At 42.5% G+C, this 16,295-nt stretch carries 13 protein-coding genes and 1 pseudogene; 11 read left to right on the top strand and 3 right to left on the bottom strand.

The window, feature by feature from the left end; genetic code table 11:
* Positions 1-2: 2 nt before the first annotated feature.
* Positions 3-1,463: a Gfo/Idh/MocA family protein gene (locus L0Z67_RS14595; protein WP_062568593.1), complete on the bottom strand. Its 1,461-nt coding sequence runs from the start codon at positions 1,461-1,463 to the stop codon at positions 3-5.
* A 274-nt stretch (positions 1,464-1,737) separates the two neighbouring features.
* On the opposite strand from L0Z67_RS14595, the gene L0Z67_RS14590 reads away from it, so the two are divergent.
* From L0Z67_RS14590 to L0Z67_RS14565, 6 genes are read left to right on the top strand one after another with little or no spacing between them, the layout of a single operon-like run.
* Complete coding sequence (locus tag L0Z67_RS14590) at positions 1,738-3,003, top strand: D-tagatose-bisphosphate aldolase, class II, non-catalytic subunit (RefSeq protein ID WP_405128186.1); 1,266 nt, start codon at positions 1,738-1,740, stop codon at positions 3,001-3,003.
* A 23-nt stretch (positions 3,004-3,026) separates the two neighbouring features.
* Positions 3,027-4,145 (top strand): SIS domain-containing protein, encoded by a 1,119-nt coding sequence (locus L0Z67_RS14585; RefSeq protein ID WP_237127227.1) that lies wholly within the window; start codon positions 3,027-3,029, stop codon positions 4,143-4,145.
* A gap of 17 nt (positions 4,146-4,162) precedes the next feature.
* Positions 4,163-5,086, top strand: coding sequence for an ROK family protein (locus L0Z67_RS14580; RefSeq protein ID WP_237127226.1), 924 nt, complete (start codon positions 4,163-4,165; stop codon positions 5,084-5,086).
* Positions 5,064-6,227, top strand: coding sequence for an N-acetylglucosamine-6-phosphate deacetylase (gene nagA, locus L0Z67_RS14575; RefSeq protein WP_405128185.1), 1,164 nt, complete (start codon positions 5,064-5,066; stop codon positions 6,225-6,227). Before L0Z67_RS14580 ends, nagA begins: the two co-directional genes overlap by 23 nt.
* A 15-nt stretch (positions 6,228-6,242) precedes the next feature.
* Positions 6,243-7,937 carry a GMC oxidoreductase gene (locus L0Z67_RS14570; RefSeq protein ID WP_062568597.1) on the top strand — a complete coding sequence of 565 codons (1,695 nt, stop codon included), beginning with the start codon at positions 6,243-6,245 and terminating at the stop codon, positions 7,935-7,937.
* Positions 7,930-8,442, top strand: a complete 513-nt coding sequence (locus L0Z67_RS14565) for a hypothetical protein (RefSeq protein ID WP_062568598.1) — start codon at positions 7,930-7,932, stop codon at positions 8,440-8,442. Before L0Z67_RS14570 ends, L0Z67_RS14565 begins: the two co-directional genes overlap by 8 nt.
* A 30-nt stretch (positions 8,443-8,472) precedes the next feature.
* On the opposite strand, the gene L0Z67_RS14560 is transcribed toward L0Z67_RS14565, so the two are convergent.
* Positions 8,473-9,804, bottom strand: coding sequence for a sugar MFS transporter (locus L0Z67_RS14560; RefSeq protein ID WP_405128184.1), 1,332 nt, complete (start codon positions 9,802-9,804; stop codon positions 8,473-8,475).
* Positions 9,805-9,964: 160 nt separating this feature from the next.
* Here L0Z67_RS14560 and agaR point away from each other — a divergent pair, with 160 nt between their 5' ends.
* The 4 genes and pseudogenes from agaR to tatA all read left to right on the top strand — a co-directional run.
* The gene (agaR, locus tag L0Z67_RS14555; protein ID WP_062568600.1) at positions 9,965-10,729 is read left to right on the top strand and encodes a transcriptional repressor AgaR; all 765 of its coding nucleotides are present in this window, start codon (positions 9,965-9,967) and stop codon (positions 10,727-10,729) included.
* A 314-nt stretch (positions 10,730-11,043) separates the two neighbouring features.
* Entirely contained in the window at positions 11,044-11,658 is a 615-nt protein-coding gene (locus L0Z67_RS14550) for a TonB-dependent receptor plug domain-containing protein (protein ID WP_405128183.1), read from the top strand.
* The gene (locus L0Z67_RS14545) at positions 11,648-13,861 is read left to right on the top strand and encodes a TonB-dependent receptor (protein WP_405128736.1); all 2,214 of its coding nucleotides are present in this window, start codon (positions 11,648-11,650) and stop codon (positions 13,859-13,861) included. The genes L0Z67_RS14550 and L0Z67_RS14545 overlap by 11 nt, the downstream gene beginning before the upstream one ends.
* 69 nt (positions 13,862-13,930) lie before the next feature.
* A pseudogene (gene tatA / locus L0Z67_RS14540) lies at positions 13,931-14,080 on the top strand (twin-arginine translocase TatA/TatE family subunit); the annotation flags it as partial.
* Between the two features lie 18 nt (positions 14,081-14,098).
* Here the strand turns inward: tatA and L0Z67_RS14535 are convergent.
* Complete coding sequence (locus tag L0Z67_RS14535) at positions 14,099-15,172, bottom strand: mechanosensitive ion channel family protein (RefSeq protein ID WP_062568602.1); 1,074 nt, start codon at positions 15,170-15,172, stop codon at positions 14,099-14,101.
* A 122-nt stretch (positions 15,173-15,294) separates the two neighbouring features.
* On the opposite strand from L0Z67_RS14535, the gene L0Z67_RS14530 reads away from it, so the two are divergent.
* The gene (locus tag L0Z67_RS14530) at positions 15,295-16,272 is read left to right on the top strand and encodes a YihY/virulence factor BrkB family protein (protein WP_062568603.1); all 978 of its coding nucleotides are present in this window, start codon (positions 15,295-15,297) and stop codon (positions 16,270-16,272) included.
* The last annotated feature ends 23 nt before the right edge of the window (positions 16,273-16,295 follow it).

Below are 16,295 nucleotides of genomic sequence, written 5' to 3'. Positions count from 1 at the left end.
TATTAAGCCACAATCCCCAGAGGCTTGCCTGTTTGCCAAGCGCCACGGGTAAAGTCTGGAATTGTTTTGCTGTTACTTCTATCTGCAACCGATGCCATACTTTGCGGGAAGATTGATGACCATGCTGCGGCATCGTATACATCTTGATCGAGTGGCTCATTATTACGTAAGCAGTAGATCATCCGCCAAAGCATAATGAAGTCCATACCGCCATGGCCACCGTTACGAACCGCTTCTTCACCCATGCGTTTCCACAGTGGATGATCAAATTCAGCACGCCATTTTTCCATATCTTGATCCCAGCTATGGAAGTTTTGTAAATGTGGCTTACGACCTTGCGAACCCGCTTTTTCCCACGCTGCGAGCTCAGCTTCATATTGCTGTTGATAAATTTTTGCAATCGCTGGTGGCACATCTTCAAGGGCAATACGGTTAGGGAAACCGGCAAATGTTCCATTCGTACCTTGAATTAGGTTATGGCGGCTGTACGGGCGCGGGCTTGTGGTGTCGTGCTGCACCATAATGCTACGACCTTTCACTGTTTTAATAATACTGGTGTTCATGTCGCCAGCAGTAAATTTTAGTGAACGACGTTCGTGGCCTACAGGGAATTCACGCTCTGCATAAGCGGCGCGGCCAAGTGCTGGTGAACTGACTGATGTAACAAAGTCAAAGCGATCCCCTCGGTTGATATTCATATACTGAGATACAGGGCCTAAGCCATGGGTTGGGTATAAGTTACCGTTCACTTTTGTATGCCAGTAAGTGCGCCACGAGCCAGTACTGCGATCAATTTCTTTCATTTGCCAACGCAGGTCATGAATATAAGCGGCTTCACCGTGTAGTAATTCGCCAAATACGCCTTTACGAACCATGTTTAATACCATTAACTCGTCACGGCCGTAGTTAACGTTTTCCATCATCATGCAGTTCTTTTGCGTACGCTCAGCAGTGTTCACTAGTTGCCAACACTCTTCCATCGTAGTTGCTGCAGGTACTTCAACAAAGGCATGTTTACCACTTTCCATGGTCTCAACACTCATCGGTGTGTGCCATTTCCAAGGTGTTGAAATGATCACAATGTCGATGTCATCGCGAGCCAGCATGTCTAAATAGGCTTTGTCAGACCCCGTATAAGCAGTAGGTTTAGGTAAGCCTTTTTCAACAACATAGTTAACAGACTTGTCTAGCATCAGCTGATCTGTATCGCAAATCGCTTTAATTTCAACACCTTCAATGTGGCAAAGGTGTTTTACATGGCCGCTACCACGTTGACCAACCCCAATAAAACCAACACGTACCACATCCATTGCTGGCACAGCTAAGCCCATTACGCTTTTACCTTGTGCTGCAAGTGGGGTGCTCTGATTATCACCTTGTTGGCTTTTCGCACAGCCAGTCACGACTGTCGCGGCGGTAATGGCTGCGGCAGATTTTAAAAAACTACGTCTATCTATTGTCATAACGATACCTAAATCACTGAGATTATTTTAATAGTGTGTTTCAGTTGTTTCTGTTATATCGCAACTCAAAGTTAATTACAATTAAATGCTTTCAAATTCTTTCGTAAATTTGGTTTTTACTATTTCAATCCTTGTAAAATAGCGTGCTTAGTGTATTTTAAGCTTACTTTTTATCTTTCATTTTCTTTCATTATATTGTGTGTGGTTTCGCTCTGTGCTACTGTAATTTCAAATCAGATATCTAACCATTAGCGTAAGCTGCTTGGAGAAAACCATGAATGCATTAAAAACGATTATAAATCACAATCGAGTAGGGCAAGCGCAGGGTATTTATTCTGTGTGCTGTGCACACCCGCTCGTTATCGAAGCAGCAATGTTGCAAGCTCTCAATGATGACACCGAAATTTTAATTGAAGCTACAGCGAATCAAGTTAACCAGTTTGGTGGTTACACAGGTATGAAGCCCCATGACTTTGTTGAGTTTGTTCATGCAATAGCCGAAGAAGTAGGGTTAGATACCCAGCGCATTATTTTAGGTGGTGATCATTTAGGCCCAGTGTGTTGGGTGAATGAGCCTGCAGACGTTGCGATGATAAAAGCTGTAGAACTAGTAAAAGCCTATGCAAGTGCTGGTTTTAAGAAAATTCACTTAGATGCCAGTATGCCATGTAGTGATGATGGTGCGCGTTTAGCTGATGCTGAAATTGCCAAGCGTGCAGCATTGATGTGCCAAGCTGCTGAGTTAGTCTCAAAAGATAACGATATTCTTTATGTAGTGGGTACTGAGGTTCCTCCTCCGGGTGGCGCTACAGAAGAGCATGAAGTTATTGAGGTATCGCATGTTGAGGGGGTACAGCAAACAATTGAATTACATCAGGCTGCGTTTGCTAACTTAAACATGAGTGATGTGTGGTCGCGTGTTATTGCTGTTGTTGTGCAGCCAGGCGTTGAATTTGATAACCATCAAGTTTTTGACTATCAACGTAATAAAGCGAAAAAACTGAAAGAGTTTATTACTACTGTCGATAATCTTGTTTATGAGGCTCACTCTACTGATTATCAGCCAGAACATTGCTACCACGAGTTGGTGCAAGATCACTTTGCCATATTAAAAGTGGGTCCACAGCTTACCTACGCACTACGCGAAGGGTTGTTTGCTTTATCTTATATTGAAGATCAATTAGTTGAACCTGCTAAACGCTCTCATTTGCGGGATGTGTGTGAGCGTATCATGCTAGAAAAGCCACATTACTGGAATAAGTTTTATCCAACAGAAGGTGCTGAAGCTAAGCTGTTTAGAGCTTATAGTTATAGCGACCGTATTCGCTACTACTGGCCTGAAGATGAAATAAAACAAACAGTAGAAACCTTATTTGCCAACTTAGAAGCGCAAACTATTCCACAGACTTTGCTTAGCCAATTTATGCCAGCGCAATACAAGGCATTGAATAATGGCAAAATTAACTCATCACCGCGTGAGTTAGTACTTAATAAAATAATGGAAGTAACGAATACCTATTCGCTTGCTTGTAATCAATAAGTGGTGTTGAGAGAGAATTAATTATGACGCAGTATCTATCATTAAACGAAACAGAACTTAAGCAACAAAGCGCTTATTGGACAGCAAAAGAAATTTCACAACAGCCAAGTTCATGGCGTAATACAGCAAAACTGGTTGATAATAATCGCGCTGAAATTAATGACTTTTTAGTGCCGATTTTAGCATTTAAAAACTTAAAAATTGTTTTAACTGGCGCGGGTACATCAGCCTATGTTGGCGAAGTATTAGCACCTCATTTAACGGCCAAAACTGATTTAAATGTGCGTGCAGTTAGCACTACCGACATTGTGTCTAACCCACATGGGTTTTTACAAAAGAGCACACCAACCTTACTTATTTCTTATGCGCGCTCAGGTAACAGCCCTGAAAGTGTTGCTGCGGTTGATATCGCAGAGCAAGTTGTTGAAAAGTGCTATCACTTAGTCATTACCTGTAATGAAAATGGTGAATTAGCTAAAAGGGCGGCAGCTAAAAAAAATAGTTTTAGTGTACTTATGCCAAAAGAAACCTTAGATGAAAGTTTTGCAATGACCAGCAGTTTCACCTCAATGCTGCTTTCAACCTTATGTATTTTTACCCCTGATGTTAACCAGCTTGCACAAGTAGCTACGCAGACAGAGCAGCTACTCGACACTCAACTTGAAGAGATCAAAGGCTTTGCGCAAACTGACATTGAACGTTTGGTGTTTTTAGGGGCTGGCTCGTTACTTGGCTATGCTAAAGAAGCGGCTTTAAAGTGCTTAGAGCTGACCAATGGGGATTTAATTAGTTACTTTGAAACCCCGCTTGGCTTTCGTCATGGTCCTAAAACCATCATTAATGATAAAACCGCAGTGTTGTTAATGGCCTCAAGTGATTTTTATAGTAGTTTGTATGATGCTGATTTACATAATGAGCTATTAAATGACCAACAATGTTTAGCGGTTAAAAAACTGGCGTTAAATACTGAACTGGTCGAGCTAGATGATGTTTGGCAAGGCTTGTATTATATTGTCTATTGTCAGATTTTTGCATTTTATAAATCAATGTCACTCGGTTTAACACCTGATAACCCTTGTCCGACGGGCGAAGTTAACCGTGTTGTAAAAGGGGTAACTATTTACCCATTAACTTCTCGCTAAGTAGTGTTGGGTAAAGTATGGCTGTTTACGGACTCGATATTGGTGGTACAAAAATAGAGACCGCCATTTTTAATGATAATTTAGAGCAACAGCAAAGTTGGCGTATTACTACGCCAACGGATGACTATCAGCAATTTTTGCACGCAATTTATCAGCAGGTAATTAAAGCCGATGAGCTGACAGGTTGCCAAGGTGCGGTGGGCATCGGTATGCCAGGTATCGTTAATGATGAAGGTAAAGTGCTGTCGGCTAATGTGCCGTGTGCCACAGGCAAATTGATTGCCAACGATCTTCAAGCATTATTAAAACGCCCTGTTGCGATATTAAATGACACCCGATGTTTCGCCTTATCAGAAGCTAATGGCGGAGCTGGTGAAGGTTACAGCCGAGTATTTGGTGCTATTGTTGGCACTGGTGCGGCGGGTGGTATGTGCATTGATGGAACCTTGTTTAACCAAGGCTTGGGTATGTCGGGGGAGTACGGTCATTTACCGCTGTCTGCGTATTTGCAGCAAAAATACCAGCTGCCGGTTTTAAAATGTGGCTGTGGTTTAAATGGCTGTGTCGAAAGTTATATTGCGGGGCCAGGTGTACAAACCTTGTATCAACATATTACGCAATCTCCTAAATCTGCGATTGAATGGGCAAACGATATCAAGCGCTCGGATGAGCAAGCCTTAAAGGTGCTCGCTTGTTACTTAGATATTCTTGGCGAAACCTTTGCTGCCATTAGTAAAAGTTTACACCCAGAAGTTATCGTACTTGGGGGCGGTTTGTCGCTCATTGATGCAATTGTAGAAAAGCTCCCTGACGCAATTCAAACTCATTTATTTTCAGGTTTTGCCGTGCCCGACGTGAAGCGCGCAAAATTTGGTGATTCTAGCGGCGTAAGAGGCGCTGCAATAATAGGAAGTGTTCATGCTAATTCCAGCGCATCTTAATCGTTATTACTTAAAAGCCGCAAACGTGGTGACTGCTGATGCGGTTTTACTCGATCATGTGGTCTTGGTCGAGCAAGGTAAAATTAGTGCTATTACCACGCAAATAGAGCCCGAGATCGAGGTAATAGACTTAGGTGAGCACAGTTTATTTCCGGGCTTTATCGATTTGCATATTCATGGCCGTGAAGGCTGCGATATTATGGATGGCACCCCAGAATCACTAGAGACTATTTCTCGTGCTTTAGCAAAGCATGGCGTAACGGGGTTTGTTGGCACCACGGTGACCGCAGACTGGGACGTATCAATTCAAGCTTATAAAAATATGGCGAGTGCCTATCAAAAAGGCTTAGCGGGTGCGCAGTTGCTGGGGGCTTATAACGAAGGTTTATTCTTTGCAGAAGCGCATAAAGGCGCGCATAACGAGTCATTTTTTTTAGAACTGACTAAACAGCGATTTGATGAAATTTATGCCGCATGTGAAGGTTGCTTAAGCTCCTTTGCATTAGCGCCAGAACTACTTAAATCACCTGACATGATCCGCTATATCACTGATAAAGGTGTACGGGTGATGCTGGGCCACACAGATGCTAATTTTGCGCAAACAACACACGCTCTTGCCCATGGTGCCTGCGGTGGTGTGCATATTTTTAATGGTATGCGCGGTATTCATCATCGTGACCCTGGTTGTACTGGCGCACTGTTGATGGACAACGATGCCATGGTTGAGCTTATCCCTGATGGTATTCATTTGCACCCAAGCATCATGAACATGGTTTACCGCTTAAAAGGGGCAGATAAAATTGCTCTAATTACAGACTGTGTAAGTGCCGGAGGCTTACAAGATGGTCGCTACCGCTTAGGAGAGCTTCCTATTGTGGTTGAGCAAGGGGTTGCAAGAACCGAAAGCGGCTCTTTAGCGGGCAGTACATTAACCATGGAAGTGGGCGTTGGACGTTTTTATAACCTAACTGATGCAAGCCTAGTTGAAGCAACTAAAATGGCCAGTTTAGTACCCGCTGAGTTTTTAAATAAAGCGGAGCAAATAGGCAGTATTGCGGTTGGTAAACACGCTAATTTTGCACTGCTCGATAAAGACTTTTCTGTTCAAGCAACGATATGTGCGGGTAAGCAAATCTTTTAAAAGTTAACGATACGAATGCAGGCAAAAGTATTTGATGCCATTGTTATTGGCAGTGGCATTACAGGCGGCTGGGCTGCCAAAGAACTGACTGAAAAAGGGCTCAATGTACTGCTACTTGAACGTGGCAGGCAGGTTGTGCACGGTTCTGACTATTTCACTGCGTTTAAAGACGATTGGCAACTGCCATTTCGCGGCAGAGCTAGCCTGCTAGAAAAGCGGCATCAAGCTAAACAAGCACGCACTGGCTATGCCACCAAACAGTCAATAAAACACTGGTTTGTGAATGATTTGCAGCACCCTTATCTAGAATCGCAACGTTTTGACTGGATCCGAGGGTATCACCTTGGTGGGCGCTCATTAACTTGGGGGCGGCAATGCTTACGCCTCAGTGATATAGATTTTGCAGCCAACAAACAAGATGGTCACGGCGTTGATTGGCCAGTGCGCTATCAAGATATTGCGCCTTGGTACGATAAAGTCGAAGCCTACATCGGGGTTATTGGCGAAGCGCTAAATTTACCTCAGCTACCTGATGGACCTTACTTGCCTCCCTTCGCGCTTAATGCCGTAGAACAGCAACTTAAACACAGTTTATTAACCCACTACACTAATCGGCACCTAACAATCGGGCGAGTGGCGCATTTAACCAAGGCAAAACCTGAGCAAGGTCGTGCCGCATGCACCAAGCGCAACCGCTGTATGCGTGGTTGCCCAACCGGTAGTTACTTTAGTAGTTTAGCCTCGACCTTGCCTGCTGCAATGCGCACTGGGCGACTTACCATTCAGACTCACTCCATTGCCAAAGAGATTATATACAACCCAGAAACTAGGCAAGCCACAGGTGTGACTGTGATTGATGCTGAATCTAAAAAAGAGCGTATTGAACGAGCGAACATTATTTTTTGCTGTGCATCAACGGTGGCAACAACAGCCTTGTTATTAAATTCAACCTCTGCACGTTTTCCTAATGGCTTAGGGAACGACAGTGGAGAGCTTGGCCATAACCTCATGGATCACCATTTTAGGGTTGGCGCAACGGGTGAGCCTAAAGGCTTTGATAATGATCTCAATGATGGCGATAGACCCGTTGGCTTTCATATCCCGCGTTTTCGAAACCTTAATAATAAAGAGCAGCATAGTTTTATTCGTGGCTATGGCTATCAAGGGTATGCAACACGTAAAGATTGGCGGCGCGGTTTTAAAGAACTTAGCTTTGGTAAGTCTTATCGAGAAGAGCTCGCCAAACCAGGGCCTTGGCAAGTTGCATTGATAGGCTTTGGTGAATGCTTGCCTTATCATCGTAATAAAATGAGCTTAGATCCGGTATTAAAAGATCAATGGGGATTACCTTTAGTTAATTTCGATTGCCAATTTGCTGAAAACGAGCAGCGCATGCGCGAGGATATGAAAGCGCAAGCCGTCGAGATGCTGACCAAAGCAGGTTACCAAAATGTGCAAGCGTACGATAAAGGCTCAGCGCCGGGGCAGGCCATCCACGAAATGGGAACTGCGCGAATGGGGCATGATGCGAGAAGCTCTGTGCTTAATCGCTATAACCAAATTCATAGTGTGCGTAACGTCTATGTTACTGATGGCTCGTTTATGTGCTCGTCGGCTTATCAGAACCCTTCGTTAACCTATATGGCATTTACTGCAAGAGCCGCCGATCATGCTGCACGACATTATCAAAATGGGGTGTTCAATGGCTGATTTACAAAGGCGAAATGCGATTAAATGTTTAGCAGCATTATTCGGTGCGGCTATTACGCCAGTGGCTGCGACTCAGCTATTTGATAAAGTGGATGACAATCATTTTGAGGTGCTTAAAACAGCGGCTCACCGGGATGTGGTCACGCAAATGCAGGCGGTTATTTTGGAACTGGAGCCAAATGAACAGCTGTATTTTAATTTAGTCGCTTTTACAGATTTAATGCTAGCAAATACACAAACTACGACTGAGCGTACGGCATGCTTAAAAGGCGCGGAGCTGATTGCAGAAGGTGCTCTTTCATCGTCGCAATTAGCAGATAAACTCACAGGTTTATTTACTATCTCTTCACTGCAGCAACAGCGCATAATAGCGCAGCAAGCCTTACCTCTTTCAGAAGTGAGCCCTGATAAGCGTGACGAGTATTTAATTTATAAGTGTATTTTTACCGTGCGTGAATTTTTGCTACTGGGCTATTTCACATCAGAAAAATTGCAGGCTAGTTAAATAGTAAAACAACTAAGCCTGCCCATGTCGTTACTTACGCCAACTTGTTAGTTTGTGACCAATCAGTGCGTAATAAAGAATAAACGCATAGCAAGGGATCAACAGATAATAAGCTTGTTGTGCATTGCCTGTATATTCTGCAAATACACCGTATACCAAAGGCAATAGAGCGCCACCAGAAATCCCCATAATCAGTAATGCCGCGCCGGTTTGAGTTTTATCGCCAAGATTTGCAAGGGCCATAGGCCAAATGGTCGGCCATACCAGCGCATTCGATAAGCCAAGTAATGCAACAAATAACACGGTATCTGGAAAACTGTTATCAGCAAGCCAAAAGAGCACTAAATTCGAAATCGCAGTTTGTTGCGGTTCAATCAAAATGATACCAAGTGAAAACACACAACCACTTAACGCAGAAAATATCAGCGCCTGTTGCTGACTAAAAAAACGGGGAATTAACACGATACCTAATACATAACCTAGCACCATAAAGCCCATGGTGTAAGATGTGAGATCAGCAAACTGTAATACCCCTTGTTCTTTACCGTAAAGGCCAATGGTGTCGCCGGCAATGACTTCTGCACCTATGTAAAAGAATAGAGCTATCACGCCTAAAACTAAGTGTGGAAATTGCAGTACTGATTTACTCTCACTGTTGTTGCTGGTTTTTGGTTGCTCAATATTAGGTAACGGAGCCAGCATGATTAACGCCGCTAATATCCCTAACGCAATTGCCATTACAAAGTAAGGAGTAATTAAACGATTAGCCAGTTCTTGTAACTGCAATTGTTTTTGAATGCTGTTTAATTGAGCAAGGGCTTCAGGGCTAAAGCTCGCAATATCACTAAACACCATTGCTGAGAAGAGCAGTGGAGCAACCACACCGGCGCTCTTATTGAGAATACCCATAATGCTAATGCGCACCGCAGCCGTGTCTTTAGAGCCAATGAGTACAATGTAAGGATTCGCAGCGGTTTGTAATAAGGTGAGGCCGCTACCGAGAGTAAATAAGGCAACCAAAAACAACCAATACGCTTGAATTTGTGCTGCAGGAATAAACAGCATTGCACCAAATGCCATGGTGCCTAAACCGAATGACATACCCTGTTTATAGCTGAAGATTTGCAAAATCTTCGCGCTTGGCAGTGCCATCACAGTATAGGCGATATAAAACACCAGTGTCACCATGTAAGCTTCAATATGATTGAGATCGCAGACCATTTGTAAAAATGGGATCAAGGAGCCGTTTAGCCAGGTTATAAAGCCAAATAAAAAAAACAAGCCACCTATAATCATCATAGGCAGTAATTGCGTGCGATTGGTGTGTTCTGTTTGCTCTAACAGTGAGCTTTGTGTTGTCATTTTTGTCACCAAAGAAGTTTATTGTGAAATAATCATAAAACATATTCCGTAAGTTTTGAAAGTTTTATTTTATTTCGAAACTAATTTTGGCTTTGGAACTGTAAATTGTGTAATATTGAACTACGAATTTGAAAGCAGCTATTAAAACAACAGGCCAGCTATGTTAACCACAATAGAAAGAAGACAAAAAATCGTTCTGATGACCGAGGAAAATGGCAAAGTAAATGTTAAAGATCTTGCAAAGATCTTTGATATTTCGGAGGTTAGTATTCGCCATGATCTTAACGAGCTCGGTAAACGAGGCTTAGTTGTCCGTTCACGTGGTGGGGCAATTGCCTGCGATAAATTGGCTAAAGAGCTTTCGGTAAAAGATAAGCATAACGAAAACTACGCTGTGAAAGTGTTATTAGCGAAAGCTGTGGCAAGTTTAGTTGATGATGGCGACTCATTAATTATTGATTCTGGCACCACAACAGAAGAAGTTGCTAAAGCATTAACCAATAAACAGGGCCTTACTGTGATGACAAACGGCCTTAATATTGCCCATGTACTGGCTGATATTGATGATGCAAATGTGTTTATGCTGGGTGGACAATTACGAAAGAAATCAATGTCTTTCTACTCAAATGAAGTTGAACAAGCACTCAGTAAGTATAACTTTAAAAAGGTTATTTTAGGGGTTGATGGTATCGACTCAGAAGCAGGGATCACCACCCATTATGAACCCGAGGCAATGTTGAATCGCACTATGTGCACTCGCGCGGATAAAGTCATTGCAGTAACCGATTCAAGTAAATTTGGTAAGCGTGCTTTGTATAATGTATTGCCGCTGAAATCAATTGATGTGCTGGTAACCGATAAAAGTATGCCGGCAGAGTTCGTTGAGTCATTAACAAGCTTAGGTATTGAGGTGATTACCGTTTAATTTTCTAGTTAAATAGGATCATGAAAAGGCAGCGTTAGCTGCCTTTTTTATTATCCTAAAAAACCGTACCAGCTCACTTAAAAGACAACCTTCAAAAAAAATTGTTATCGTAACTTTCGAAATTAAATTCACGTCCATAAAGGCTTTTAAAGCCATTTCTGTCATTTTTAAAACTCATTTCGTAACTATCGAAAGTTTCGGTAGGTGATTTATTGTTGCCAATTTGTTTCGTTTTGTTATAGATTAAATATAAGGCCTTACTCATTACCATTTTAATGGTGAAAAAAACTGAACATTAAAAACAGGAAATCATCATGGCAACAACAACTAGAAAAACATATTTGAGTGTGCTGATAAGCTCGATTCTGGCCTCATCAATCAGTTTTGCTGCAACTGCTCAACAACAAGAAAAAGATAGTAAGGCCGAAGAGGATGTTGAGGTTATTGAAGTTACAGGGATCCGTAGCAGTATTAAAGAATCAAACTTTCGAAAGAAGGAAGCAACGACAGTCGTTGACGTCGTTGTCGCTGATGATATCGGTAAGTTCCCTGATGAAAACTTAGCCGAAGCATTGCAGCGTATACCGGGCATCACCATTACTCGTAATGGCGGTGAAGGGCAAAATATCCTCGTGCGTGGCTTAGGTGGTGGCTACAACATTACCACTTTGAATGGTCGTAAACTGGCGTCTGAAAACTCAGGCCGCGACTTTAACTTTGACACAATTGCCTCAGAATTAGTAGGAGCGCTTCAGGTTTATAAGTCGCCAGAAGCACGTTTAATTGAAGGGGGCATTGGTGCGGTTGTTGATATTGAAACTCGCAAACCATTAGACCAAGACGGCTTTACTTTGAGCGCTTCTGCAAAAGGAATTTATGAATCACTGAACAGGCGATGTACATCCGCATGCTTCATTCATCATTGGTGACAACTTTAATGATGATACCTTTGGTGTACTTTTCTCGGGTGCTTATTCAAAGAAAACCTTACGTGCAGACACATACTCTGCTAGCGGCTTTTTTGACGAAGAAGAAGGTTGGGGGGCAGACAGCGCAGGTGTGCCAGTCGATATGAATGGCAACGGAGAAATTGATGGGCAAAGTGAAATATTTGCCTCAAAAATTCCGAGTTACATGTATTTTGCGAACGCGCAGGATGTGCGTGAGCGCGTCGGTGCGACGTTAGCAATGCAATGGCGTCCAACAGATACCCTAGATATAAACTTTGATGCTCTTTATTCACGTTACAATACTGATGGTCATCGCTATCAAATCGGTTTTGTAAACTATGATGAAAGCTGGACGCCAGGCACGCCAGTGTTTACTGATGCAGAATTTGATGACACAGGCCGTGTAGTATCAATGACGCAAACCGGTAATACCATGGTGGAGTTACTCAACTTAACCAACCCTCGTAAAACCGACACTTATCAGTTTGCCCTTAATGCCAAATGGTATCCAATGGATGGTCTAACATTGGCTGTGGATGTTGCACACTCAAAAGCGAAAAACGAAAACGGTGGTGATAATCGCTTCGTGGTAGCGCGTGGTTTTATTGACTCGATTGGTATCGATTACACCACAGGTAATATGCTACCAGATGTGACTTTATCGCCAGGCTTAACTGCGGATCAATCTTACGGTGCTCACTATAGCCGTAACACAGGTACCGGTGTTGAAGACACGGTTAATGACTTTAAGTTTACCGGTACGTTTGTGCCGGAAAGTGATTTAGTTACCCGTGTTGATTTTGGTTTAACTTATCTTGAACAAACTAAGAGTCAACTTGAATATGCATCAAAAAATGCCAGCCAATTTAGCAATGGTGGTCAATACTTAGAGCGTGATGGTTATGAATTTGATGACAGCACCGTGGTGAATGTCGGTGACTTTAACCTATTTGAAATCCCAAGCGATGTGTTCGTTGAGGCCAATTTCGATAACTTCTTAGAAGGCGAAAGCAGCATTACACCTGAGCCTTGGCCAAGTTTTGATTACGATAAGTTACTTGCTTATTATCGTTCAATTAATGCTGAAGCAACTGATAAAAGTATCGTTGCATCGCTTAATTCATCGGGCACTTATGAGGTAACCGAAGAGGTTCTTACTGCGTATGCGCAAGTGACGCTCGAAAGTACCCTTGCAAAAATGCCGTACATGTTAAACGTCGGTATTCGCGGTTCGCAAACGGAAGTGAGCTCTAAAGGGTCGGTGTATGATTTATCGTTAATTGATTTACAAGATGATGGTAAACCACTCGAAAATGGTTGGCGCGATACCGTTGAGCAATCATTTAAAGGTGATTACAGCAATATTTTACCTAGCATGAACTTTAAACTGAGTATTACAGATGATTTTATTTATCGTTTTTCAGCCGCTAAAGTCATTAGCCGCCCATCTTTAGCTTATTTACGCCCATGGCTTGCGCCAAACTTTGATACTTATCGTGAAGGTTTACCACAACTTTCGATGGGGGATTCATCGTTAACACCAGAAGAAGCTAATCAAGCCGACATGACCTTAGAGTGGTACTTTGAAGACAGCAGCTCGTTGAGTGGTGGGGTGTTTGTAAAAGACCTGAAATCATTTATCGATTACGTCGAAAGCCCAGTTGAAATCGAAGGCGTTCGTTACTTTGCATCTTACCCTGGTAAGAGTGAATATGGTGCAACTATTAAAGGAGCTGAGTTTGCTTATCAGCAATCGCTTGAGAACTTATTACCTGAACCCTTCAATGGCTTAGGTTTTCAGCTTAACTACACTTATGTTGACAGCAGCTACGAGGAGCCAGAGCTGAAAGAGTCAGGCTTGCCATTTAGAGGTATGTCGAAAAACTCATACAACGCCGTGGTTTACTATGAGCAATATGGTTTCCAAGCGCGTTTAGCGTATAACTGGCGTAGCAAATTCTTGTCGGATCCTGATGCATGGGGTGGTCCATATTGGATCTCTGATTATGGTCAGTTAGATGCCAGCATGAGCTATAACATCAGTGACCAATTCACTGTGTTTGCCGAAGCAACGAACTTAACAAATGAGCGTTATTGGGGTTACACAAAGCGTACTGACCAAGTGAGTTATCTTGAGCGTTTTGGTACTCAAGTTGCCTTGGGTGTTCGAGCTAGTTTCTAATTTTAGTATTCCTAATGTTAGTGTTGTACAAGCGCCTGCAAGGGCGCTTTTAATTTAAAAAAGGTCGTTATGGCAGGAATTAGTGTTTGGCAATTAGTCATTATTGCCGCAATTGTGGTGCTTTTATTTGGCACAAAAAAACTATCTCGAATAGGTGGCGATTTAGGGACGTCAGTCAAAGGGTTTAAACGCGCTATGCAAGATAAACCTAATGATGAAGCCTAGTTCGCAATTACTTTAAATTATATTACTCCCCTGTTCAGGGTCACGAGATTGATCTGCCTGTTCGCGAATATCATCGGCGTCACTGCTAACGTCATCAAGGCTGTGGTCGTCGAGTGATTTTGTTGCTTTTACAGGCGCACTTTCGGTGTTGCTTGGTTGATCGGTATCGCTATTTAAAATAATTCGCTCGCGAGCATCATCAGGCATGCTTATTTGCTCGGCTAAGTAAGTATTGACCAGCTCTCGCATTAATTGTGAGGCGACTTTTACAGTGCTATGCTCGTTGCTGTTCACCCAAAAATATATTGTTAAGTTGAGAGTGGCAGAGCCAAGCGATTCAATCAAGACCTGACTCGGTGGATCATTAATAACAGCAGGGTTTTGATTAACCACTTTCATCGCTAGTTGCTGAGCGTAGCGAATGTCATTGTCGTAACCAATGCCAACAGTAAAATGGCCTCGCATTTTGGGGTTGGCTGTGAGGTTTTTAATCACGTTTTTATACACGGTCGCATTGGGTATTTGAATGTGATTACCATCAAAATCAACCAAGGTAGTAGCGCGAGCCGTAACCTTTTTAACGACCCCTAAACGACCATCCACTTCGATAACATCATCAATACGAAAAGGGCGTTGTACACTGAGCAGCATGCTTGAGATAAAGTTTTCGGCAATATCGCGAAAGGCAAAACCTAAAATAAGCCCGACTAATCCTGTACCGCTCATAATGGCTACAGCAAAACTGGTGAGCCCTGCAAGACGCAAAAATAAGTACACGCCAAACAAGATTATAATGATGCTAAAAAAACGCCGTGTCACCACATGTAATAGTTTACTTTCACTTACAAAACCAAGCGGCTTTATCAATAGATACGATAAAGGGCGAGCTAATAAGTAGCAGATAATGATGGCTGTAATACCGAGTGTCAGTGCGGGTAACATTTGCCATGCAGTGTGTAAGAACTGCGTAACTTGTGAGTTTAAATCTTGCCAAGATAAACTATCTACGACCGCCTTTGGTACTATAGGTGTGTTCGATATAAGTAGATTAGCTAATTGATTTTTAAAGATTAAATAATAACTCATTGCACCGTTCCCTGGATAATTGCTTTACTCTTATAAGCTTAGCTCAATGCAAATTAGGCGCCATTACGATTGGCAAGTTGTTTGCACCTTTATAATCATCTAAGCAATTTTTTAGGTCACATATGACTAAAGACAATCGCGGTTTTCAGGCTCACTCGCCGGTGGAAATTCCAATGCGAGGTTGGTGGGATATTAGCAAGCGGGTGTACCATAATTTATCACAAGATAACTTATCATTTGTAGCGGCTGGTGTGGCATTTTATGCGTTGTTAGCTATTTTTCCTGCTTTGGCTGCGATTGTATCTGTTTATGCTTACTTTGCCTCACCAACCGATATTCATGATCAGCTTGATAAAGTGATTGCCATTTTACCTGCTAGTAGTCGCGATATTATTCTGATGCAAGTCAGTGAGGTGACACAGCAGTCGCAAAAAGTGTTAAGTATGAGTGCAATAGGTACTTTGTTATTGACTGTTTGGAGTAGCAGTAAAGGCTGCCAAGCGCTAATCACAGCTTGTAACATTACCTATCATCAATATAACAAACGACAGTTTTTTGTGGCATTACTGGTACGTTTTCTATTTTCACTTGGCGCGATAGTTGTTGCGCTGGTGGCATTATTGATCATTGGTATCTTACCGATAGTGCTTAATTTAGTAGGCTTAACTGAGCTTATTGATTTAATGATTAAACTCATTACTTGGCCGTTGCTAGCTATTATTTTTAACTGCGCACTGGCATTCTTATATCGGTACGCACCTCACCGTACCCCCGCAAAGTGGCGTTGGATTACGCCAGGTTCGATTATTGCCACTTTATTGTGGATCCTCGCATCCATTGGCTTTTCATATTATGTCTCGCAATTTGCAAGTTACAACGAAACGTATGGCTCGTTAGGTGGTGTTGTGATCATGTTGATGTGGCTTTATATCAGTGCTTATTTCATTGTTTTTGGTGCGGCCGTTAATGCCAGTATAGAACAGCAAACACTGGTTGATAGTACTGTAGGGCCAGTAAAAGAAGTCGGCGAGCGCGGAGCAACTGTGGCTGATAGATTAACTAGGCAACAAAATGAGCATTCTAATAAAAAGAATGATTAGCGCGAATTTTACGCATGGTTGTT

Origin of the sequence: Pseudoalteromonas sp. PB2-1 (genome assembly GCF_045040605.1) — a bacterium.
GTDB lineage: Bacteria > Pseudomonadota > Gammaproteobacteria > Enterobacterales > Alteromonadaceae > Pseudoalteromonas > Pseudoalteromonas arabiensis.
Note: the sequence above shows the minus strand (reverse complement) of the source record. Positions and strands in the feature narration are given on the sequence as shown.